The 22,944-nt window shown below is 75.1% G+C and carries 18 protein-coding genes; all 18 read left to right on the forward strand.

Annotation, left to right across the window (positions count from 1 at the left end; translation table 11 throughout):
• Positions 1–1,769 (forward strand): peptidoglycan D,D-transpeptidase FtsI family protein (locus GSF02_RS14255; RefSeq protein WP_159797651.1); only part of this gene is annotated, 1,769 nt, incomplete at its 5' end.
• A gap of 71 nt (positions 1,770–1,840) precedes the next feature.
• The gene (locus GSF02_RS14260; protein WP_159797653.1) at positions 1,841–3,541 is read left to right on the forward strand and encodes a UDP-N-acetylmuramoyl-L-alanyl-D-glutamate--2,6-diaminopimelate ligase; all 1,701 of its coding nucleotides are present in this window, start codon (positions 1,841–1,843) and stop codon (positions 3,539–3,541) included.
• Positions 3,538–5,001 carry a UDP-N-acetylmuramoyl-tripeptide--D-alanyl-D-alanine ligase gene (locus GSF02_RS14265; RefSeq protein WP_159797655.1) on the forward strand — a complete coding sequence of 488 codons (1,464 nt, stop codon included), beginning with the start codon at positions 3,538–3,540 and terminating at the stop codon, positions 4,999–5,001. The genes GSF02_RS14260 and GSF02_RS14265 overlap by 4 nt, the downstream gene beginning before the upstream one ends.
• Complete coding sequence (gene mraY / locus GSF02_RS14270; protein ID WP_159797657.1) at positions 4,998–6,080, forward strand: phospho-N-acetylmuramoyl-pentapeptide-transferase; 1,083 nt, start codon at positions 4,998–5,000, stop codon at positions 6,078–6,080. Before GSF02_RS14265 ends, mraY begins: the two co-directional genes overlap by 4 nt.
• A gap of 95 nt (positions 6,081–6,175) precedes the next feature.
• Positions 6,176–7,651 carry a UDP-N-acetylmuramoyl-L-alanine--D-glutamate ligase gene (gene murD / locus GSF02_RS14275; RefSeq protein ID WP_159797689.1) on the forward strand — a complete coding sequence of 492 codons (1,476 nt, stop codon included), beginning with the start codon at positions 6,176–6,178 and terminating at the stop codon, positions 7,649–7,651.
• 23 nt (positions 7,652–7,674) lie between these two features.
• Complete coding sequence (locus GSF02_RS14280; protein ID WP_159797659.1) at positions 7,675–8,916, forward strand: peptidoglycan glycosyltransferase FtsW; 1,242 nt, start codon at positions 7,675–7,677, stop codon at positions 8,914–8,916.
• Positions 8,917–9,129: 213 nt separating this feature from the next.
• Entirely contained in the window at positions 9,130–10,290 is a 1,161-nt protein-coding gene (murG, locus tag GSF02_RS14285; RefSeq protein WP_159797691.1) for an undecaprenyldiphospho-muramoylpentapeptide beta-N-acetylglucosaminyltransferase, read from the forward strand.
• Positions 10,291–10,364: 74 nt separating this feature from the next.
• Positions 10,365–11,756, forward strand: coding sequence for a UDP-N-acetylmuramate--L-alanine ligase (gene murC, locus GSF02_RS14290; RefSeq protein ID WP_235915587.1), 1,392 nt, complete (start codon positions 10,365–10,367; stop codon positions 11,754–11,756).
• 411 nt (positions 11,757–12,167) lie between these two features.
• Entirely contained in the window at positions 12,168–12,887 is a 720-nt protein-coding gene (locus GSF02_RS14295; RefSeq protein WP_159797663.1) for a cell division protein FtsQ/DivIB, read from the forward strand.
• A gap of 178 nt (positions 12,888–13,065) precedes the next feature.
• Positions 13,066–14,334, forward strand: coding sequence for a cell division protein FtsZ (ftsZ, locus tag GSF02_RS14300; RefSeq protein ID WP_159797665.1), 1,269 nt, complete (start codon positions 13,066–13,068; stop codon positions 14,332–14,334).
• Positions 14,335–14,353: 19 nt separating this feature from the next.
• Positions 14,354–15,193, forward strand: a complete 840-nt coding sequence (gene pgeF / locus GSF02_RS14305; protein WP_408003900.1) for a peptidoglycan editing factor PgeF — start codon at positions 14,354–14,356, stop codon at positions 15,191–15,193.
• A 145-nt stretch (positions 15,194–15,338) separates the two neighbouring features.
• Positions 15,339–15,812, forward strand: coding sequence for a cell division protein SepF (locus GSF02_RS14310; protein ID WP_069983438.1), 474 nt, complete (start codon positions 15,339–15,341; stop codon positions 15,810–15,812).
• A gap of 194 nt (positions 15,813–16,006) precedes the next feature.
• Positions 16,007–16,300 carry a YggT family protein gene (locus GSF02_RS14315; RefSeq protein WP_159797667.1) on the forward strand — a complete coding sequence of 98 codons (294 nt, stop codon included), beginning with the start codon at positions 16,007–16,009 and terminating at the stop codon, positions 16,298–16,300.
• A gap of 142 nt (positions 16,301–16,442) precedes the next feature.
• On the forward strand, positions 16,443–17,066 hold the full coding sequence (locus GSF02_RS14320) for a DivIVA domain-containing protein (protein ID WP_159797669.1): 624 nt from the start codon (positions 16,443–16,445) through the stop codon (positions 17,064–17,066).
• 177 nt (positions 17,067–17,243) lie between these two features.
• The gene (locus GSF02_RS14325) at positions 17,244–17,705 is read left to right on the forward strand and encodes a TraR/DksA family transcriptional regulator (protein WP_159797671.1); all 462 of its coding nucleotides are present in this window, start codon (positions 17,244–17,246) and stop codon (positions 17,703–17,705) included.
• A 45-nt stretch (positions 17,706–17,750) separates the two neighbouring features.
• Complete coding sequence (locus GSF02_RS14330; protein WP_159797673.1) at positions 17,751–18,404, forward strand: signal peptidase II; 654 nt, start codon at positions 17,751–17,753, stop codon at positions 18,402–18,404.
• Positions 18,404–19,333 (forward strand): RluA family pseudouridine synthase, encoded by a 930-nt coding sequence (locus tag GSF02_RS14335; RefSeq protein ID WP_159797675.1) that lies wholly within the window; start codon positions 18,404–18,406, stop codon positions 19,331–19,333. Before GSF02_RS14330 ends, GSF02_RS14335 begins: the two co-directional genes overlap by 1 nt.
• A 76-nt stretch (positions 19,334–19,409) precedes the next feature.
• On the forward strand, positions 19,410–22,940 hold the full coding sequence (gene dnaE, locus GSF02_RS14340) for a DNA polymerase III subunit alpha (RefSeq protein WP_159797677.1): 3,531 nt from the start codon (positions 19,410–19,412) through the stop codon (positions 22,938–22,940).
• Positions 22,941–22,944 lie beyond the last annotated feature (4 nt).

The following is a 22,944-nucleotide window of genomic DNA, read 5'->3' on the forward strand; positions in this document are numbered from 1 at the left end:
GCCGGCCGCCCCGCCCGCCGTCGCCCGCGCGGCGCCAGCGCTGGCTGGCGGTGATCGCCGCGGTCGTCGTGCTGGTCTTCGTCGGCCGGCTCGTCCAGATCCAGGTCTTCCAGGCGCCGGAGCTGGCGGCGCAGGCGCTCGCCGGGCGGATGAGCACCACGACGACGATCGCCCACCGGGGCGACATCACCGACGTCGACGGCAACGTGCTGGCCACGTCCGTCGACCGGTACACCGTCGTGGCCGACCCCCTGGCGATCCAGAGCTTCCGCGGCGGCAGCCGCGTGGACGCCGACGGCGCCGAGGTCGCCGACGGCGCCCTGGGCATCGCCCAGCTGCTGGGGCCGATCCTCGACGTGCCGAAGAACGAGCTGGCCGCCTCGATCAACGGCGACGGCCGCTACGTGGTCCTCGCCAAGGACGTGGTGCCCGAGGTGCAGCGCGCGATCGCCGACCTGAAGCTCGGCGCGTACGTCAGCACCGACCTCACCTCGAAGCGCACGTACCCCGCGGGCACCGTGGCCGGCACGCTCGTCGGGTTCGTCAACTCGGAGCAGGAGGGGCAGGGCGGGATCGAGGGCATGTACGACGACGTGCTGGCCGGCACGCCCGGGACCACGACGTACGAGCGCTCGCGCGACGGCGTGCCGATCCCCGGCGGCGAGGAGCGGTCCCAGGCCGCCGTGCCGGGCCGCGACGTCGTGCTCACCATCGACCACGACGTGCAGTGGAAGACGCAGGACTCCCTCGACGAGGCCGTGGCCGCCAGCGGGGCGGAGTACGGCATCGCCCTGGTGCAGGACCTGCGCACGGGCGAGATGCTCGCGATCGCGGACTCCGGGTCGGTGGACCCGAACGACCGGTCGACGGCGCAGGTGGCGCAGGGCTCGCGGGCGGTGCAGGACACGTTCGAGCCGGGCTCGACGGGCAAGGTCATCACCATGGCCGCGGCCCTGGAGACGGGTGCGTGGACCCCCGAGAGCCGGTTCACGGTGCCGTACACGTTCACCACGCCCAACGGCCAGACCTTCCGCGACTCCCACGAGCACGAGGTGCAGCACCTGACGCTCGCCGGGATCCTGGCGCACTCGTCGAACTCGGGCACCGTCCAGGTGGCCGAGAAGATCTCGCCGCAGACGCAGTACGACTACCTCAAGCGGTTCGGGCTGGGGGAGTCGACCGGGCTGGGCCTGCAGGGCGAGTCGCGCGGCACGGTGCACCCGGTCGACGCGTGGGACGGCCGCACCCGCTACGCGGTGACGTTCGGCCAGGGCCTGACCGTGAACGCCGTCCAGGCGACCAGCGTGTTCTCGACGATCGCCAACGGCGGCGTGCGGATGACCCCGACCCTGCTGGCGGGCACGCGCGAGGCGGGCGGCGAGCTCGAGCCCGCCGAGCGCCCCGAGGGCACCCGGGTGGTCTCGCAGGAGACCGCCGACACCCTCATGCGCATGCTCGAGGAGGTCACCAGCGAGGAGGGCACCGCGGAGGCCGCGCAGGTGCCCGGCTACCGGGTCGCGGGCAAGACGGGCACGGCGCAGATCTTCCTGCCCGGCGGGGATGTGACGTACATGTCGTCGTTCATCGGCGTCGCCCCCGCCGACGACCCCCGCTACACCGTCTCGGTGTTCCTCAAGAGCCCCCACACGTCCATCTACGGCGGCGTCGTCGCAGCCCCGGTGTTCCGCGACGTCATGGGCTTCGTCCTGCAGAAGGAGGACGTGCCGCCGAGCCGTCCTGCCGGCCCGACCTACCCGCTGACGTGGTGACCCCGTGGGTGGGCCCGGCGGCGGCCGACGCCAGCCCGGACCGGTCCGTTTCACCCGCTAGGGTCTACTGCGTGACATCCCCGTACGACCGCATCCGGCCCGCGGGCACCTCGCCCCGGAAGGTGCGGGACCTGGCCCTGACCTTCGGGCTCGAGACGGTGGACGCCCCGCCGTCGCCGGCGGAGCCCGTGACGGTCACCTCGGTGGCCTCCGACAACCGCGTCGTCGCCGACGGCGACCTGTTCGTGGCCCTGCCCGGCGCCCACGCGCACGGCGCCCGGTTCGCCGCCGACGCCGTCGCCCGCGGCGCGCGCGCCGTGCTCACGGACGCCGAGGGCGCTGCCCTGGTCGCCGCGCAGCCCCTCGAGCGCGACGGCGCCGCGGTCCCGGTGCTCGTCGCCGCCGACCCCCGCGCGATCCTCGGCCCCGTGGCCGCCTGGGTGTACGGCAACCCGGGCGAGCACCTCATGACGTTCGGGGTGACCGGCACCAACGGCAAGACCACCACGACGTACCAGGTCGACCACGTGCTGCGCGCGCTGGGCTGGAAGGGCGGCCTCGTCGGCACCGTCGAGATGCGCTCGGGCGACCGGGTGCTGCCGTCGCGGCTGACGACGCCGGAGGCCGCGGACCTGCAGGCGCTGCTCGCCGCCATGCTCGAGGACGGCGTGCGGACCCTCGCGATGGAGGTGTCCTCGCACGCCCTGGCCCTGCACCGCGTCGACGGCGTGCAGTACGGCGTCGTCGGCTTCACGAACCTCAGCCAGGACCACCTCGACTTCCACGGCGACCTGCAGACGTACTTCGAGACCAAGGCGCTGCTGTTCACGCCGGAGCACGCCCGGCGCGGCGTCGTCGTGGTCGACGACGCGTGGGGCGAGCGGATGGCCGCGGCGGCCCGGATCCCCGTGGCGACGCTGCGCACCGGCGCGGGCGCCGAGGACGGCGGCGCCGCGGGCGCTGCCGACTGGACGGTCTCCGACGTCGTCCCGCACGGCACCGGCTCCGCGTTCACCGTGACCCACACCGACGGCCGCGCCGTGCGCACCACGACGTCGCTGCCGGGGCGCTTCAACGTGGCCAACGCGGCGCTCGCGCTGGTCATGGTGCTCGAGGGCGGCGCGCACCTGCAGGACGTGCAGGAGGCGCTCGACGCCGCCGGCGGCCTGTCGGCGGTCGTGCCGGGCCGCATGGAGGTGGTCGGCGCGGGCGACGCGACGTCGCCGCGCGTCGTGGTCGACTTCGCCCACAACGCCGAGGCGCTCGAGCTGGCGCTGGCCGCGCTGCGCCCGACGACGCCCGGCCGGCTCGTCGTCGTCTTCGGCGCCACCGGCGACCGGGACAAGGGCAAGCGCCCGGCGATGGGCGCCGCCGCCGTGGCGGGCGCCGACGTCGTCGTGGTGACCGACGACGACCCGCACGGCGAGGACCCGGCGCCCGTCCGCGCGGCGGTGCTGGCCGGGGCGCGGGCGGCGCAGCAGGCCGCCCGGGAGGCCGGCCGCGAGGTCGCCCTGCACGAGGTCGCGCCGCGCGCCGAGGCCATCCGCCGCGCCGTGCTGGAGGCGGCCGCCGGCGACACCGTGCTCGTCGCCGGCCGCGGCCACGAGACCATCCAGGACGTCGCGGGCGTCGACCTGCCGCTCGACGACCGCGTCGAGGCCCGCGCGGCCCTGGCCGCCCGCGGCGCGCCGCCCGGTGCGCGCGGCTCCCAGCAGGCATCCCAGCAGGCATCCGAGCAGGACCCCCAGGACGAGAGGACGACCACCGCATGATCGAGCTGACCGCTGCCGAGGTCGCGGAGGCGACGGGCGGTCGCCTCGCCGCCGCCGACCCCGAGGCGCGGGTCACCGGACCGGTGGTCGTCGACTCCCGGCTCGTCGAGCCGGGCGCGCTGTTCGTCGCCCTGCCCGGCGAGCGCGTGGACGGCCACGACTTCGCCGCGGGCGCCGTGGCGGCCGGCGCCGCCCTGGTGCTCGCGGCGCGGCCGCTCGACGGCGTGCCCGCGGTCGTGGTCGACGACGTGCAGGGCGCCCTCGGGGCCCTGGCCCGCGCGGTGCTGGCCCGCGTGCGCGCTGCGAACCCGGAGCTGCGCGTGCTGGCGGTGACCGGCTCCGTCGGCAAGACCACCACCAAGGACCTCATGGGCCAGCTGCTCGCGCCCGACGGCGAGGCCGTCGTGCCGACCGGCTCGTTCAACAACGAGGTGGGCCTGCCGCTGACCGTGCTGCGGGTGACGCCCTCGACCCGCACGCTCGTGCTCGAGATGGGCGCCGACCACGTCGGCAACATCGCCTACCTGACGTCGGTCGCGCCGCCGCAGGTGGGCGTCGTGCTCGCCGTCGGCTCGGCGCACCTGGGCGTCTTCGGCAGCGTCGAGGCGATCGCCGAGGCGAAGTCGGAGATGGTCACCGGCCTGGCGCCGGGCGGCGTGGCGGTGCTCAACGCCGACGACCTGCGGGTGGCCGGCATGGCCGCCAAGGCGGTCGACGCCGGCGCCCGCGTCGTCACGTTCGGCACCATCCCCGCGGCCGACGTGCGCGCCGAGCGCGTCACGATCGACGCCGCGGGCCGCGCCTCCTTCACGCTGCGGGTGCGCGCCGGGGAGCTCGGCGCGACATCGGTCGGCGAGGAGGTGCGCGCGCCCGTCGCCCTGCGGCTGGTGGGCGAGCACCACGTGACCAACGCGCTGGCCGCCGCCACCGTGGCGCTGCAGGTGGGCCTCGACCCGCAGGTCGTCGCCGAGCGGCTGTCGGCCGCGACGCCGGTCAGCCCGCACCGCATGGCGGTCACCGAGCGGCCCGACGGCATCACCGTCGTCGACGACTCGTACAACGCCAACCCCGACTCGATGCGCGCCGCGCTGCGCTCGCTCGCCGTGATGGCGGGCCGCGAGCGGCGCTCCGTCGCGGTGCTCGGCGAGATGCGCGAGCTGGGCGACACCGCCCGCGAGGCGCACGACGCCATCGGCCGGCTCGTGGTGCGGCTGAACGTCAAGCTGCTCGTCGTCGTCGGCGAGGGCGCCTACCACATCCACGAGGGCGCGCTGCAGGAGGGGTCGTGGGGCGAGGAGAGCGTGTTCGTGCCCGACCTCGAGGCCGCGCGCGCCGTGCTCGCCGAGCAGCTGCGCCCCGGTGACGTCGTGCTGGTGAAGGCGTCCAACGGCTCGGGCCTGTGGCGCCTGGGCGACGAGCTGGCCTCCGGCGAGCTGAAGCCCGCGGGGGCCGTCTCGTGATCGCGATCCTCGTCTCGTCGGGCGTCGCCCTGCTGGTGGCGCTCTTCGGCACGCCCCTGTTCATCCGCTTCCTCGTGCACCGCAACTACGGGCAGTTCGTCCGCCAGGACGGCCCCACGGCGCACTTCACCAAGCGCGGCACGCCGACGATGGGCGGCGTCGTCATCATCGCCGCCACGCTCGTGGGCGTCGCGGCGTCCATGCTCGTGTCCGAGCGGCTGCCGAGCGTCTCGGCGCTGCTGGCCCTGTACCTGATGACCGGCCTGGGGCTGGTCGGGTTCCTCGACGACTTCACCAAGATCCGCAAGCAGCGCTCCCTGGGGCTCACGCCGCGGGCCAAGATCGTCGGCCAGGGCTTCGTGGGCATCTCGTTCGCCGTGCTGGCGCTGCAGTTCCCCAACGGGTCCAACCGCACGCCGGCGTCGACGAAGATCTCGTTCCTGCGGGACACGAACCTCGACCTGGCGTTCGCCGGCACCACGATCGGCCTGATCCTCTTCGTCATCTGGGCGAACTTCCTCATCACGGCCTGGTCCAACGCCGTCAACCTCACGGACGGCCTCGACGGCCTGGCCACCGGCACGTCGCTGGCGGTGTTCGGCGCCTACGTGCTCGTCGGCATCTGGCAGCTCAACCAGAGCTGCCAGCGGCTGATCGCCGCCGGTCCCCGCTGCTACGAGGTGCGCGACCCGCAGGACCTCGCGATCGTCGCCGCGGCGATCGTGGGCGCCTGCCTGGGCTTCCTGTGGTGGAACGCCAGCCCCGCGAAGATCTTCATGGGCGACACCGGCTCGCTCGCCCTCGGCGGCGCGCTGGCCGGGCTGTCCATCCTGTCGCGCACCGAGATCCTCGCCGCGATCATCGGCGGCCTCTTCGTCATCATCGTGATGAGCGACGTCATCCAGATCGGGTTCTTCAAGCTCACCCGCAGACGGGTGTTCAAGATGGCCCCGCTGCACCACCACTTCGAGCTGTCGGGCTGGGGCGAGGTCACCATCGTCATCCGGTTCTGGCTCATCGCGGGGCTGTTCGCGGCGCTGGGCACCGGCATCTTCTACGCCGAGTGGGTCGTGAGCTGAGCGTGACCGAGCAGCCCCGTCCCGCGGACGCGGTGGCGCCCGCCGCCGAGCCCGCCGCCTTCGTCGAGCCCGTCGAGCCCGTCGCCGAGCCCCGTGTGCCGCTGGCGCAGGCCCGCGTCGTCGTCGCCGGCCTCGGCGTCACCGGCCGGGCCGTCGAGCGCGCGCTGCGGCCCCGCGTCGCGGCGCTCGTGACCGTCGACGCCGGCGCGGACGACGCCGACGTCCGCGAGCCGGAGGACCCCGCCGTCGTGGCGCGGGTCGTCGCCGACGCCGATCTCGTCGTGACCTCGCCCGGCTGGCGGCCGACCACGCCGCTGCTGGCGGCCGCCCGCGCCGCGGGCGTGCCGGTGTGGAGCGAGGTCGAGCTCGCGTGGCGGCTGCGCGTCGAGCGCGCCGGCTCGGCTGCCGACGGCGCCGGGCGCGGCCCGGCGCCGTGGCTCGGCGTCACGGGCACCAACGGCAAGACGACGACCGTCGAGATGCTCGCCGCGATCCTCGCGGCGGCCGGCCTGCGCACCCGCGCCGTCGGCAACGTGGGCCGCCCGCTCGTGGAGGCGGCGCTCGACCCCGGGCTCGACGTGCTGGCCGTGGAGCTGTCCAGCTTCCAGCTGCACTTCACGCACACGACCGCGTTCCTGGCGGGCGCGGTGCTCAACATCGCCGCCGACCACCTCGACTGGCACGGCTCCCTGGACGCCTACGCCGCCGACAAGGGCCGGGTGTACGAGCGCGCCGCGGTGGCGTGCGTCTACAACGTCGCGGACCGGCGCACCGAGGACCTCGTGCGCGCGGCCGACGTCGCCGAGGGCGCCCGCGCCGTCGGCTTCACGCTGGGCACGCCGGGGCCCGGCATGCTCGGCCTGGTCGAGGACGTGCTCGTGGACCGGGCGTTCCACGCCCCCGCGGACGCCCGGGACCGGCAGGGCTATGCGGCAGAGCTCGGCACGCTCGCCGACCTGGCGCACCTGGCGCCCGGCGGCGACACCGCGGCGCTCGCGCCGCACGTGGTGGCCGACGCCCTCGCCGCCGCCGCGCTGGCCCGCGCCCACGGCGTGCCGGCCCGCGCCGTGCGCGACGGGCTGCGCGCCTACCGGCCGGGGGAGCACCGGATCCAGCGGGTGGGCCTGGTCGACGGCGTCGCGTACGTGGACGACTCCAAGGCGACCAACGCGCACGCCGCCTCCGCCTCGCTCGCGGCGTTCGCCCCCGGCAGCGTCGTGTGGGTGGTCGGCGGGCTGGCGAAGGGGGCCACGTTCGACGACCTCGTCGCCGAGCGCGCCGACCGGCTGCGCGCCGCGGTGGTCATCGGCGTCGACCAGGCCCCGTTCACCGACGCGCTCGCCCGACACGCCCCCGCAATCCCGGTCCGGGCCGTCGATCCCGGCGACACTGGGACCGTGATGCGCCGGGCCGTCGAGGCCGCGCGGTCGCTCGCCCGGCCGGGCGACACCGTGCTGCTGGCCCCGGCGGGCGCCTCGCAGGACCAGTTCCGCTCCTACGCGCACCGCGGGGAGGCCTTCGCGGCCGCCGTGGCGGACCTGGCGCCGCAGGAGACGCCGCAGGAGACGTAGCACCAGCACCACGGAGGACGCGCATGGCGGTCAGCACGGGCCCGGACCGGGCCACCGCCGAGCGCCCCCGCCTGGGGCCCTGGAGCTCCGCGGTGACCACCTACTTCCTGCTGGTGGGCTCGACGGCGGCGCTGCTGGTCTTCGGTCTCGTCATGGTGCTGTCCAGCTCGACGATCACCTCGATCGCCGAGAGCGCCTCGCCGTACACCGAGTTCCTCAACCAGGCGCGGTTCGCCCTCATCGGCCTGCCGGTGATGCTCGTGGCCACGCGGATCCCGGTGCGCTGGTACAAGAACCTCGCCTGGCCCGGCCTGGTGGTCGCCCTGGTGCTGCAGGCGCTGACCTTCGTGCCCGCCCTGTCCGCCAGCAAGGGCGGCAACGCCGGCTGGATCCGCGTGCCGGTCATCGGCACCATGCAGCCCGCCGAGATCGGCAAGCTCGTGCTGGCCGTCTGGCTGGGCACGGTGCTGGGCCGCAAGCGGCACCTGCTGGGGCGGTGGAACCACGCGCTGCTGCCCGCCCTCCCGGGCGCGGGCGGCCTGCTCGCCCTCATCCTCGGCGGCAAGGACCTGGGCACCGCGATGGTCGTCATGGCGCTCGTGGCGGGCGCCTTCTGGGTGGCCGGCATCCCCGCGAAGCTGTTCGGGCTCATGGCGGGCGGCGCGGCGACGCTGGTGGTGGGCGTGTTCATCATCGGCCAGAGCGGCGGCAACCGGCTGTCGCGCATCATGGCCGCGTACGGCCCGTGCACGGACACGCAGGGGGAGTGCTACCAGTCGCTGCACGGCATGTACGGGCTGGGCACCGGCGGGCTGCTCGGCGTCGGCCTCGGCGCGAGCCGGGAGAAGTGGCGCTACCTGCCCGAGGCGCACAACGACTTCATCTACGCCGTCATCGGCGAGGAGCTCGGCCTGTTCGGCACGCTCACCGTCCTGGCGCTCTTCGTCATCCTCGGGGTGGCCATGAGCCGTCTCGTGCGCCGCCACCCCGACCCGTTCGTCCAGGTGACCACCGCCGCGGTGGCCTGCTGGGTGGTCGGTCAGGCGTTCCTCAACATCGGCGTGGTCATCGGGGTGCTGCCCGTCATCGGCGTCCCGCTCCCGCTGGTGTCCGCGGGCGGCTCGGCGCTGGTGACGACGATGGCGGCGCTCGGGATGATCATCAGCTTCGCCCGCACCGAGCCCGGCACCGCCGAGGCGCTCGCCGCGCGCGGCAGCGTGGTGCGCCGGTCGCTGGCCGTGCTCGGCCGCGGCCGTCGGCGCTGAGCCGCTGCACGGCCGCTCGGCGCCGACGGTGCCGAGCGACGCCGAGCGACGCCGAGCGACGGCCTCGGGGTGCGCTCGGGGTGGTCTCGGGGTGGGCTCGGTCACGGGCCGAGGGCGTCGCCCCGCCCCGGTAGGGTCGCGGGTGTGACAGACAGCGGTACCCCCCAGACCCCGGCCGGCGACCCCCGCGGCCCCCAGGAGCCCCGCGAGCCGGTGCGCCGCCGCGTGCGGTCCGTCGTCCTGGCGGGCGGCGGCACGGCCGGCCACGTCAACCCCCTGCTCGCCGTCGCCGACGAGCTGCGCGCCCGCGAGCCGGGGCTGCGGGCGCTCGTGCTCGGCACCACCTCCGGCCTCGAGGCCGACCTCGTGCCCGAGCGCGGCTACCGCCTGTGGCCCGTGCCGCGCGTGCCGCTGCCCCGCCGCCCGTCGGCCGACCTGTTCACGCTGCCCGGCAAGCTGCGGGCCGCGGTCCGCGCCGCCGAGGCCGCGATCGACGAGGTCGGCGCGGAGGCCGTCGTCGGCTTCGGCGGCTACGTCTCCACGCCCGCCTACCTCGCCGCCCGCCGCCGCGGCGTGCCCGTCGTCGTGCACGAGCAGAACGCGCGCGCGGGCGTCGCGAACCGGCTCGGCGCCCGGTGGGCGGCCCGGGTGGGCACGACCTTCCCCGGCACCCCGCTGCGCGGCGGCGTGGTCACCGGCCTGCCGCTGCGCCGGGAGGTCTCCGAGCTGGTCGCCCGCCGCGAGGCCGACGCCGCCGCCGCGCGCGTGCAGGCCGCCGACGCGCTCGGCCTCGAGCCGACGCTGCCCACGCTCGTGGTCACCGGCGGCTCCTCCGGCGCGCTGAGCCTCAACACCGCCGTGTCGCGCGCCGCCGCGCCGCTGCTGGAGTCCGGGGCCCAGGTGCTGCACCTGACCGGCCGCGGCAAGGCCGACCCGGTGCGCGAGGCGGTGGGCCGGCTCGCCGGCACGCACGAGACGCGCCGCTACCAGGTGCGCGAGTACCTGTCCGACATGCACCTGGCGCTCGCGGCGGCCGACCTGGTCGTCGCCCGGGCCGGCGCCGGCACGGTCTGCGAGCTGGCCGCCCTCGGCCTGCCGGCGGTGTACGTGCCCCTGCCGATCGGCAACGGCGAGCAGCGGCTCAACGCCGCGCCGCTCGTCGAGGTCGGCGGGGGCCTCCTCGTCGACGACGCCGACCTGACCTCCACCTGGGTCGCCGAGCACGTCCCGGCGCTGCTGGGCGACACGGCGCGGCTGGACGCCATGGCCGCGGCCGCCCGCGCCGCCGGCGTGCGCGACGGTGCGGCGCGGGTCGCGGACCTCGTCGAGCAGGCGGTCGCGGACGCCGCCGCACCGGCCGGGGAGGCGCGGTGAGCGCCGCGGTCGCCCCCGCCGTCCCGCTGGCCGCGCTCGGCCGGGTCCACCTCGTGGGCGTCGGCGGCGCGGGCATGAGCGTCGTCGCGCGCCTGCTGGCCGCGAACGGCGTCCCCGTGCAGGGGTCCGACGCCGCCGAGGGTCCGGCGCTCGCCGCGCTGCGGGCCGACGGCGCCCGCGTGTGGGTCGGGCACGACGCCTCCCACGTCGTCGGCCCGGACGGGACGCCCCGCGTGGACACCGTCGTGGTGTCCTCGGCGGTCCGCGAGGCCAACCCCGAGCTCGCCGCGGCCCGCGGCGCAGGCCTGCGCGTGCTGCACCGCTCCCAGGCGCTCGCCTCGCTCATGCTCGGGCGCCGCGCCGTCGCCGTCGCGGGCGCGCACGGCAAGACGACCACCTCGGCGATGATCGCCACGGTGCTGCGGTCCTGCGGGCTCGACCCGTCGTTCGCCATCGGCGGGACCGTGCGCACCCGCACCGCCGACGGCGTCGAGGCGGCGGTGCCGGGCGGGCACCTCGGCGCCAGCGACGTGCTCGTGGCCGAGGCCGACGAGTCCGACGGCTCGTTCCTCAACTACGCGCCCACGGTCGCCGTCGTCACCAACGTCGAGCCCGACCACCTGGACCACTACGGCACCCGCGAGGCGTTCGACCGGGCGTTCGTCGACTTCGCCGCCCGCCTGCAGCCCGGTGGCACGCTGGTCGCGTGCGCCGACGACGCCGGGTCGGCCGCGCTCGCGGCGGCCCACCGTGCGGGGGGAGGCACGGCGGTCACCTACGGCACGGCGCCCGGGGCGGACGTGGCGGTGCGCGACGTGGTGCCGCGGCCCGACGGCGTGGACGCGGTCGTCGCCGGCGGTCCGCTGGGGGAGACCCCGCTCGCCCTGCGCCTCGCCGTGCCCGGCGCGCACAACGCGCTCAACGCGACCGCCGCCGCCGTCGTGGCGGCCCTGCTCGGCGCGCCGCCGGCGCGGGCGGTGGCCGGTGCCGGCGAGTTCGTGGGCACCGGGCGCCGGTTCGAGCCCCGCGGCGAGGCCGGGGGCGTGCGGGTGGTCGACGACTACGCCCACCACCCGACGGAGATCGAGGCGCTGCTGCGCGCGGCCCGGCCGGTCGCCGGCGCGGGGCGCGTGCTCGTGCTGTTCCAGCCGCACCTGTACTCGCGCACCCGCATCTTCGCCGACCGGTTCGCCGCCGCGCTGGCGCTCGCGGACGAGGTCGTGGTCACGGGCGTGTACCGCGCCCGCGAGGACGTGGATCCCACCGTGTCGGCGCGCACGATCACCGACCTGCTGCCCGCCACGGCCTCGGGCGGCGGCGTGCGGGCGGTGGAGGACCGGGTCGAGGCCGCGCACACCGTCGCGGGCCTGGCGCGGCCCGGCGACCTGGTGCTCACCGTGGGCGCGGGGGACGTGACCGACCTGGGCCCGGTCGTGCTGGCCGACCTCGCGGCGGCGCGGCACTGACCGGACCGCGGTGGCCGGACCCGTGGTGACCGGGCCGCGGTGGCCGGACCGCGCTGACCGGGCGGCCCCGACCGGGGTCCGGGCGGGCCGCCCCGGCGTCGCCTCCGCCGGATCGCCGCGCGGCGGGGGGAGGATGGCGTCGTGCGACCGCCTGCCCGACCCCGCGTCCCGCCCAAGCCCGCGCGCCCGGCGCCGCCGGCCGCGCCGCGCCCCGGTCGGACCGGTGCCGGGTCCGGCTCTGCGTCCGGGTCTGCGTCACGGCCCGCGTCCGGGTCTGCGTCACGGCCCGCGTCCGGGTCTGGGTCCGGTGCAGGGTCGCGGCCGGCGCCGGCGAGCCGGCGGCCCGCCGGCGCTGTCGACGGCGGCGCGCGGACCGAGGCCGTCCCGGCGCCGGCGCGCGTCTCCACGACGATGGCGCGCCGGCTGGCCGAGCGCTCGGCCATGGAGCGCCACCGCCTGCGGCGCACCGTAGGGATCTGGGCAGCGGCCGTGGCGGCGGTCGCCGGCGCCGCGTGGGTGGCGTTCTTCTCGCCGCTGTTCGGCCTCGACCCCGCACAGGTGGAGATCACCGGGCAGGGCAGCACCGTCGACGTCGCCCGGGTGGAGCAGGCGGTCGCCGCGGAGGCCGGTGTGCCCCTGACACGGCTCGACACCGTGACGCTGCGCGAGGAGCTCCTCGCCGTCGACGGCGTCAAGGACGTCTCGCTCGCGCGCGGGTGGCCGGACGGCCTGGTCGTGCGGCTCACCGCGCGCGAGCCGGTCGCGGCGGTGCCCGACGGCGAGCGGTTCGCGCTGGTGGACGACGAGGGCGTGCGCGTGGGCACCGTGGACGCCGCGCCGGAGGGGATGCCCGTGCTGGACGTCCCGCTGGGGGAGGCGGCGGCGCCGGCCCTGGGCTCGGCGCTGCACGTGCTGGCGGGCCTGCCCGCGGACCTGCACGCCGAGGTGCGCGCGGTGGGCGCGGACACGCAGGACGACGTCCGCACGGCGCTGCGCTCGGGGGTGGAGGTCCGGTGGGGCGACGACTCCCGCATGCCGCTGAAGGTCCGCGTGGTGCAGTCGCTGCTGGCCGCCGCGCCGGACGCGCGCATCCTCGACGTCAGCTCGCCCGAGCTCCCGGTGACCCGGTGACGGGCGGGACGCAGCACGGGCCGCGCGGATCGCGCGCGACACGCCGCGCGTCCTCCGCCGCGGCGTTCTGCGCGCCGCATACCGTCGGGGGCAGCAGCAACCTGACATAACTCTCACCCTCAGGTAGAACTTGAGGGTTGGGCGTCGGGGACCAAGGAACGACCCGAGAGGCATCGACGTGGCAACTCCGCAGAACTACCTGGCAGTGATCAAGGTGGTGGGCATCGGCGGTGGTGGCGTGAACGCCGTGAACCGCATGATCGAGGTCGGGCTCAAGGGCGTCGAGTTCATCGCCGTCAACACCGACGCGCAGGCGCTGCTGATGTCGGACGCCGACGTCAAGCTCGACGTCGGTCGCGAGCTCACGCGCGGCCTGGGCGCCGGCGCCGACCCCGAGGTGGGCCGCAAGGCCGCCGAGGACCACGCGGAGGAGATCGAGGAGGTCCTGCGCGGGGCCGACATGGTCTTCGTGACCGCGGGCGAGGGCGGCGGCACCGGCACCGGCGGCGCGCCGGTCGTCGCGCGCATCGCCCGCTCGCTGGGCGCGCTGACGGTCGGCGTCGTCACCCGCCCGTTCACCTTCGAGGGCCGCCGCCGCTCCGTCCAGGCGGAGCAGGGCATCGAGAGCCTCCGCGAGGAGGTCGACACCCTCATCGTCATCCCGAACGACCGGCTGCTGCAGATGTCCGACCGCAACGTCTCGGCCATCGCCGCGTTCCACCAGGCCGACCAGGTGCTGCACTCCGGCGTGCAGGGCATCACCGACCTCATCACCACCCCCGGCCTGATCAACCTCGACTTCGCCGACGTCAAGTCCGTCATGCAGGGCGCCGGGTCGGCGCTCATGGGCATCGGCTCGGCCCGGGGCGAGGACCGTGCGGTGCAGGCGGCCGAGCTGGCGATCTCCTCGCCGCTGCTGGAGGCCTCCATCGACGGCGCCCACGGCGTGCTGCTCAGCATCCAGGGCGGCAGCGACCTCGGCCTGTTCGAGGTCAACGAGGCCGCGCGCCTGGTGCAGGAGGCCGCGCACCCGGAGGCGAACATCATCTTCGGCACGGTGATCGACGACGCCCTCGGCGACGAGGTGCGCGTCACCGTCATCGCCGCCGGGTTCGACGGCGGCGTGCCGCAGGCGCGCAAGGACGGCCGCGGGCTGGGCGAGATCGCCGGGCGCGCGGCGCGCCCGGCCGTCGCCGCCGCGCCCGCGGAGCCGGTGCCCGCCACGGCGCCCGTGCCGCAGCCGCCCACCGGTGCGCACACCCTGCCGCGACCGATCCCGGCCGACCCGGACGACCTGCCCGCGAGCCTGGACCCGGCGGACCGCCCGCACGTGTCGGTGGTCGAGGAGACGGACGGCGTGACGGTCGAGCGCCCCGTCGAGGTGCCGCGCATCTGGGACGCGCAGCCGCCCAAGGAGGAGCTCGACGTCCCCGACTTCCTCAAGTGAGCCTCCCGGAGGGCGGCCGGTGAGCGCTGTCGCCGGCGGGCCGGCCGGGGCGACCTCGACGGCGGCGTGGTCCCAGGAGGCGCTGCTGCCGGACGACGTCGGTGCCGGGCTGCTGCGCGTCGACCTCGGGCCCGGCGTGGTGGCCGGCTTCACCACGCGGCACGGCGGCGTGTCGCCCGCGCCGTGGTCGTCGCTGGACCTGGGCGCCGGCACCGGCGACGACCCGGCCCGCGTGCGCGAGAACCGCGCCCGCGTCGGGGCGTGGCTCGGCGCGCCGGTGGCGTTCGCGGCGCAGGTGCACGGAGACCGGGTGCTCGTGCTCGGCGATGCCGAGCGGGCCGAGTGGGCCTCCGAGGCGCCGCCGCTCGCGGCGGGGGAGGCCGACGCGGTCGTCACGACGGCCCCGGGGCTGGGGCTCGGCGTGCTCGCCGCGGACTGCGTGCCGGTCGTGCTGGCCGACGCGCACGCGCGCGTCGTCGGTGCGGCGCACGCCGGGCGCCGCGGCCTGGCGCTCGGCGTGGTGCACCGCCTCGTCGACGCGATGCTGGCGGCCGGCGCGACGCCGGCCGGGCTGCGCGCCGCGGTGGGCCCCGCCGTCTGCGGCGCGTGCTACGAGGTGCCGGCACCGCTGCGCGAGGAGGTCGCGGCAGCGGTGCCGCAGGCGTGGGCCACGACCCGGGAGGGCACGCCCGCGCTCGACCTTCCCGCCGGCGTGGCGGCGCAGCTCGCCGCACGCGGCGTCGCGGCCACACGCGTGGCCCGGTGCACGCTCGAGGACCCGGACCTGTTCTCGCACCGGCGTGCGACGGCGGCCGGCGCGACCACGGGCCGGCAGGCCGGGGTGGTGGTCCTCACCTAGCCCGAGCAGCACCGACGCCCCCGCGAGAGGCGCGACGCTCCGGCGTGTCGCGCCTCTGGCGACCGTGGCGCTGGTTACCGTGCGAGGAGCCGGACGACCAGCGCGTGCGGCAGATCGGGCAGGCCGACGAAACGGAGTGGGAGCGATGGCCGGAGCGCTTCGCAAGACGATGCTGTACCTGGGTCTCGCCGACGACCAGGGCGAGCGGGACGAGTACGTCGAGGAGTACGACGACGAGCTGGAGGCACCGGTGCGCGACGAGTACCAGGCGGAGGTGACGCCGCTGCGCCGTCCCGCCCTGCGGGAGGCGACCCCGGCGCCGGCCGCCGACCTGCGGCGGATCACCACGATCCACCCGCGCTCCTACAACGACGCCCGCCTCATCGGCGAGGCGTTCCGCGGCGGCACGCCCGTGATCATGAACCTGTCCGACATGGACGACGCCGACGCCAAGCGCCTGGTGGACTTCTCCGCCGGCCTGATCTTCGGCCTGCACGGCTCGATCGAGCGCGTCACCAACAAGGTGTTCCTGCTCTCGCCCGAGCACGTCGAGATCGCCGGCGAGGACGACGTCGACACCGCGCCCAAGGGCCCGGGTCACTTCTACAACCAGAGCTGAGCCGGCCCGGCACGGCGCGGGCCGCCCACGCGGGCGGCCCGACGGTCCGGCGCGCCGACGGCCCGGCCGCCGCACCCGACGTCCGACGGCGGGCACCCCGCGGGGGTGCCCGCCGTCGTCGTGCCCGGGGCTTCGGCGGCACCGCCCGCCGCGCCCCGCCGCCGGGAGCCGCGCGATCCCGTAGGTTGGTGCTCGTGAGCGTGATCTTCAGCCTGATCGGGCTGGTCCTGTGGCTGTACCTGCTGTGCCTGGTCGTGCGCATGGTGCTCGACTGGGTCCAGTACTTCGCGCGCGACTGGCGCCCCCGTGGTGTCGTGCTCGTCCTCGCCGAGGGCGTCTACACGGTGACCGACCCGCCGCTGCGGGCCCTGCGCCGCGTGATCCCGCCCCTGCGGCTCGGCAACGTGGGGCTGGACCTCGGCTTCATGATCCTGTTCTTCGTCGTCCTGGTGGCGTCCAACGTCTTCACGCGGCTCGGCGCGAGCTGAGCCGGCCCGCGGCGGCCACCTGCTTGTGCAGGAATCGTGTGCGGCACGCCGACGCGCTGGTCTGCGCGCCGCTTCGCGAGAGGTCGTCCGCTACCGTGGGTCACCGACGACCGGACAACCGACGGCAACGAGGTGACACACGATGGCGCTGCTGACAGCAGAGGACATCCTCAACAAGAAGTTCTCGGCGACGAAGTTCCGCGAGGGCTACGACGTGGAGGAGGTCGACGACTTCCTCGACGAGGTGGTGAGGACCCTCACGGCCGTCCAGGAGGAGAACGACGACCTCCGGTCGAAGCTCGCCGCCGCCGAGCGCCGGGTCGCCGAGCTGTCCCGCTCCGACGCCGCCGCCGCCTCGCAGCCCGCCCCTGTCGCCGCCCCGGCCCCGGCACCCACCCCGGCCCCGGCCCCGGTGCAGAAGGCGGCCGAGCCCGAGTCGGCCACCGGGATGCTCCAGCTGGCCCAGAAGCTGCACGACGACTACGTGCGCTCGGGCCAGGAGGAGGGCGACCGCCTGATCTCCGAGGCCAAGGCCGAGGGGGCGCGCATCGTCCGCGAGGCGGAGGAGACCAGCCACCGCACGCTGTCGCAGCTCGAGCAGGAGCGCTCGCTCCTGGAGCGCAAGATCGACGAGCTGCGCCTCTTCGAGCGCGACTACCGCACCCGCCTCAAGAGCTTCCTGCAGAACCTGCTCGGCGACCTCGACGCCCGCGGCTCGGCGCTCCCGCCCCGCAACAACGCGCAGGCCTCCACGCCGCAGATCTGACGGCACGCCGACGGCCGCGCAGGCCGCGGTCGCGGGTCACCTCAGACCCCGTCCGGACGGGCCCGCACAACCACCCGCACCCCGTGTGCGACGTGGGTTGTGCGGGCCCGTCCGCGCACTTACGCTGCGGGGACTCCGTAGCCAGCCGGGCGAGGAGCGGGCCGACAAGGGGCAGCGATGACGAAGCTCTCGACCACCGCGCGTGCCGCGATCTCCCAGACCTTCCCGAACCTCGCTCGCGACGTGCGCAGCTTCCCGGTCCGCGACGGCGAGGAGCCCTGGACCCTCGCCGAGATCGAGGAGCTCGCCGCACTGCTGCTCGAGGACCGCGGCCGGCTCGAGGCCGAGCTCGCCGCCGCGGACCGCGAGCTCAGCGACCTGCTGCGCAACTCCGGCGACGGGGCCGGCGACGACCAGGCCGACTACGGCTCGAGCGCGCTGGAGCGCGAGCACGAGCTGACGCTGGTCAACAACCTGCGGGACCTGCTGGCCCAGACGCGCCACGCGATCGACCGCATCAAGGCGGGCACCTACGCCACGTGCGAGATCACGGGGCTGCCCATCGGCAAGGCGCGGCTGCAGGCGTTCCCGCGCGCGACCCTCTCCGTCGAGGCGAAGGCGCGCGAGGAGCGGCGCTGAGCCGCTGAGCCCGGGCGCCGCCCGGCGCCCCTAGACTGGCGGGCGATGTCCAGAACCCCCGCCCCGCAGGCGTCCGCCCGGTCGCGGCGCCTGACCGCGCTCGCCGTCGTCCTGACCGTCGTCGTCCTGGCGGCCGACCAGCTCACGAAGTGGTGGGCGCTGTCGGCGCTCGTCCACGGCGACGAGCCCGTCCGGCTGGTCGGCGACCTGCTGTCGTTCCGGCTGATCTTCAACGACGGCGCCGCGCTGTCCATCGGCGGGGGCATGACGTGGCTGCTGACCATCGTCGTGGTGGTGGTCGTCGCGGTCATCGTGCGCCAGCTGCGCCGCATCGGCTCGCGCGGCTGGGCGGTGGCGCTCGGCATGCTGCTCGGCGGGGCCCTCGGCAACCTCGTCGACCGGCTCGCGCGCGACCCCGGCTTCGCCCAGGGCCACGTCGTCGACTTCATCGACTACGCCGGGTTCTTCGTCGGCAACGTCGCGGACATCGCCATCGTGGCGGCCGCCGCGCTGATCATCGTGCTGTCGCTGCGCGGCATCGGCGTGGACGGGCGGCGCGAGGGCGAGGACCACGACGGGCAGGAGCGCGCGGGGGCGGCGCCCGCCGAGGCCGCGCCCACCGAGGCCGCGCCCCGCGGCGCCGGCGAGGTCGGCGCCGACGGGCCGGCACGGCCGGTCGAGCGGTCCGAGGAGCCCTGATGGCGCTGCGCACGCTGCCGGTGCCCGACGGGCTCGCCGGCGAGCGCGTCGACGCGGCGCTGGCGCGCATGCTCGGGTTCTCGCGCACCCAGGCCGCCGAGCTCGCCGCGGCCGGCTCGGTACGCCTCGACGGGCGCGAGGTCGGCAAGTCCGACCGGCTGCCAGCCGGCGGCTGGCTGGAGGTGGACGTGCCGGACCCGCGCGCGCAGGCCGCGCCGGAGCCCGAGCCCGTGCCCGGGATGGGCATCGCCTACGAGGACGACGACGTCGTCGTCGTGGACAAGCCGGTCGGCGTCGCGGCGCACCCGTCGCCGGGCTGGACGGGTCCGACGGTGGTCGGCGCGCTCGCCGCGGCCGGCTACCGCGTCTCCACCTCGGGCGCCGCCGAGCGTCAGGGCATCGTGCACCGCCTGGACGTGGGGACGTCGGGGCTCATGGTCGTGGCCAAGAGCGAGGCGGCGTACTCGGCGCTCAAGCGGGCGTTCAAGGAGCGCACGGTCGACAAGGTCTACCACGCGCTCGCGCAGGGGCACCCGGAGCCGACGGTGGGCACGGTGGACGCGCCGATCGGCCGGCACCCGAGCGCCGACTACAAGTTCGCCGTCGTCGCCGACGGCAAGCCGTCGGTGACCCACTACGAGGTGCTGGAGATGCTGCCGGCCGCCTCGCTGGTGGAGGTGCACCTGGAGACGGGCCGCACCCACCAGATCCGCGTGCACTTCTCCGCCCTGCGCCACCCGCTCGTCGGGGACCTCACGTACGGCGCCGACCCGGTCCTGGCCTCGAAGGTGGGGCTGACGCGCCAGTGGCTGCACGCCGTGCGGCTGGGCTTCGCGCACCCGCTGACCGGCCGGTGGGTCGAGGTCACCAGCGAGTACCCGCAGGACCTCGCGCACGCGCTGGAGACGGTCCGCGCGGCGTACCGCTGACGCGCCCGCCGGCACGCCGGCCGCGTGCCGGCCGCGGCGGTCCCGGCTGTCGGTGGAGGCTCCTAGACTCGACCGCATGCCAGACTCGCCGGACTTCGTCCACCTGCACGTGCACACCGAGTTCTCGATGCTCGACGGGGCGGCGCGCATCGGGGACCTCGTCGACGAGGTCGCCCGGCAGGGGCAGAAGGCCGTGGCGATCACCGACCACGGGTACCTGTTCGGCGCCTTCGAGTTCTGGTCGCAGGCGACGAAGAAGGGCATCAAGCCCATCATCGGCGTCGAGGCGTACATCACCCCGGGCACCAGCCGCTTCGACCAGACGCGCGTGCGCTACGGCCAGCAGGGGCAGGAGGCCGACGACGTCTCGGCCCGCGGCGCGTACACCCACATGACGCTGTGGGCCAAGAACAACGAGGGCATGCACAACCTGTTCCGGGCGTCGTCGCTGGCGTCGCTCGAGGGGCAGATGGGCAAGTGGCCGCGCATGGACCGCGAGCTGCTCGAGCGCTACAGCCCGGGCCTGATGGCCACGACCGGCTGCCCGTCCGGCGAGATCCAGACCCGCCTGCGCCTGGGCCAGTGGGACGAGGCGCTGCGCGCGGCCGGCGAGCTGCAGGACATCTTCGGCAAGGACGACTTCTACGTCGAGCTGATGGACCACGGCCTGGAGATCGAGACCCGGGTCACCCAGGACCTGCTGCGCCTGGCGAAGGAGATCGGCGCGCCCCTGGTCGCCACCAACGACCTCCACTACGTCAAGGAGGAGGACGCGACGAGCCAGGAGGCGCTGCTCGCGATCAACTCCGGCTCGACGCTGGACGACCCCAACCGCTTCAAGTTCGACGGCACCGGGTACTACGTGAAGTCGTCGGCGGAGATGGCGCACCTGTTCCGGGAGCTGCCGGAGGCCGTGAGCAACACCCTGCTCATCGCCGAGAAGTGCGACGTCTCGTTCGACACCAAGGCGAACTACATGCCGAAGTTCCCCGTCCCCGAGGGCGAGGACGAGATCTCGTGGTTCGTCAAGGAGGTCGAGCGAGGGATCGAGCGGCGCTACCCGCAGGGCGCGTCCGACGCCGTGCGGGCCCAGGCCAAGTACGAGGTCGACGTCATCATCCAGATGGGCTTCCCGGGGTACTTCCTCGTGGTCGCCGACTTCATCAACTGGTCCAAGTCCCAGGGCATCCGCGTGGGGCCGGGCCGTGGGTCCGCCGCCGGCTCGATGGTCGCCTACCTCATGGGCATCACCGAGCTCGACCCGCTCGAGCACGGGCTGATCTTCGAGCGCTTCCTCAACCCCGAGCGCGTGTCGATGCCCGACGTCGACGTCGACTTCGACGAGCGCCGGCGCGGCGAGGCGATCAAGTACGTCACCGAGAAGTACGGCTCGGACCGCGTGGCCCAGATCGTCACCTACGGCACGATCAAGGCCAAGCAGGCCATCAAGGACTCCGCCCGCCTGCTCGGCATGCCGTTCGCGATGGGGGAGAAGCTCACCAAGGCGATGCCGCCGGCGGTGATGGGCAAGGACATCCCGCTGTCGGGCATCTTCGACCCGCAGCACCCGCGCTACCCCGAGGCGGGCGAGTTCCGCCAGGTGCACGACACCGACCCGGAGGCGCAGCGCGTCGTCGAGCTCGCGCGCGGCATCGAGGGCCTGAAGCGGCAGTGGGGCGTGCACGCGGCGGGCGTCATCATGTCGAGCGAGCCGCTGATCGACATCATCCCGATCATGAAGCGCCCGCAGGACGGCGCGGTCATCACGCAGTTCGACTACCCGACGTCCGAGGGCCTGGGCCTGATCAAGATGGACTTCCTCGGGCTGCGCAACCTCACGATCCTCGACGACGCGCTCGAGAACATCGTGAACAACGGCAAGGAGCCGGTCGCGATCGAGCACGTCCCGCTCGACGACAAGCCGACGTACGAGCTGCTCGGCCGCGGCGACACGCTGGGCGTGTTCCAGCTCGACGGCGGGCCGATGCGCGCCCTGCTGCGCCAGATGCGCCCGGACAACTTCGAGGACATCTCCGCCGTCATCGCCCTGTACCGGCCCGGGCCGATGGGCATGAACTCCCACACCAACTACGCGCTGCGCAAGAACGGCCTGCAGCAGATCACGCCGATCCACCCGGAGCTGGCCGAGCCGCTCGCGGAGGTCCTCGACACCACCTACGGCCTGATCGTCTACCAGGAGCAGGTGCAGAAGGCCGCGCAGGTGCTCGCTGGCTACTCGCTCGGCCAGGCCGACCTGCTGCGCCGCGCGATGGGCAAGAAGAAGAAGGAGATCCTCGACAAGGAGTTCGTGCCCTTCCAGGCGGGCATGCGCGAGCGGGGCTACTCCGACGGCGCGATCCAGGCGGTGTGGGACACCCTCGTGCCGTTCGCCGGCTACGCCTTCAACAAGGCGCACTCCGCCGGGTACGGCCTGGTGTCGTACTGGACGGCCTACCTCAAGGCGAACTACCCGGCCGAGTACATGGCGGGCCTGCTGCAGTCCACCCGAGAGGACAAGGACAAGCTCGCCCTCTACCTCAACGAGTGCCGCCGGATGCACATCACGGTGCTGCCGCCGGACGTCAACGACTCCGCCGCCAAGTTCACCGCCGTCGGCGACGACATCCGCTTCGGCCTGTCCGGCGTGCGCAACGTGGGCACCAACGTGGTCGAGGCGATCATCGCCGCCCGCGAGGAGAAGGGCGCCTTCACCTCCTTCACCGACTTCCTGGACAAGGTGCCGGCCGTGGTGTGCAACAAGCGCACCATCGAGTCGCTGATCAAGGCCGGCGCGTTCGACTCGCTCGGCCACACCCGGCGCGCGCTGCTCGTGGTGCACGAGCAGGCGGTGGACTCGGTCATCTCCGTCAAGCGCAAGGAGGCGGAGGGCCAGTTCGACCTCTTCGCCGGCTTCGGCGGCGAGGACGAGCCGGCCGTGTCCTTCGCCGTCGAGGTGCCCGACCTGCCCGACTGGGAGAAGAAGCAGAAGCTCGCGTTCGAGCGCGAGATGCTCGGCCTGTACGTGTCCGACCACCCGCTGTCCGGGCTCGAGCACGTGCTCGCGCGCTCGGCGGACACCTCGATCGCCTCGCTGGTCACGGACGAGGGCCGGGCCGAGAACTCGGTGGTCACCGTCGCCGGCCTCATCACCTCGCTGCAGCGCAAGATGAGCAAGAACGGCAACCCGTGGGCCGCGGTGACGCTCGAGGACCTCGAGGGCTCGGTCGAGGTGATGTTCTTCGGCGAGACGTATCTGGCGTACTCCACGGCGCTGGCGGAGGACCAGGTGGTCGCCATCCGCGGGCGGGTCCGGCGGCGCGACGACCAGCTGTCGCTGCAGGCCATGGAGGTGTCGCTGCCCGACACCTCGGCCGTCGCCGACGCGCCGGTCCAGGTGACCGTGCCGCACACGCGCTGCATCGAGCCCACCATGGCGCGGCTGCGCGAGGTGCTCGCCACCCACCCGGGGTCGGCCGAGGTGCACGTGACCGTCGCCGAGCCGGGCAAGCGCACCGTCGTGCGCGCCGCCGACACCCTGCGCGTGGAGAAGTCGCCGGCGCTGTTCGGCGACCTCAAGGCGCTGCTCGGCCCGAGCTGCCTCGGGTGAGCGG

The organism is Puerhibacterium puerhi (assembly GCF_009846865.1).
Taxonomy (GTDB): Bacteria; Actinomycetota; Actinomycetes; order Actinomycetales; family Cellulomonadaceae; genus Puerhibacterium; species Puerhibacterium puerhi.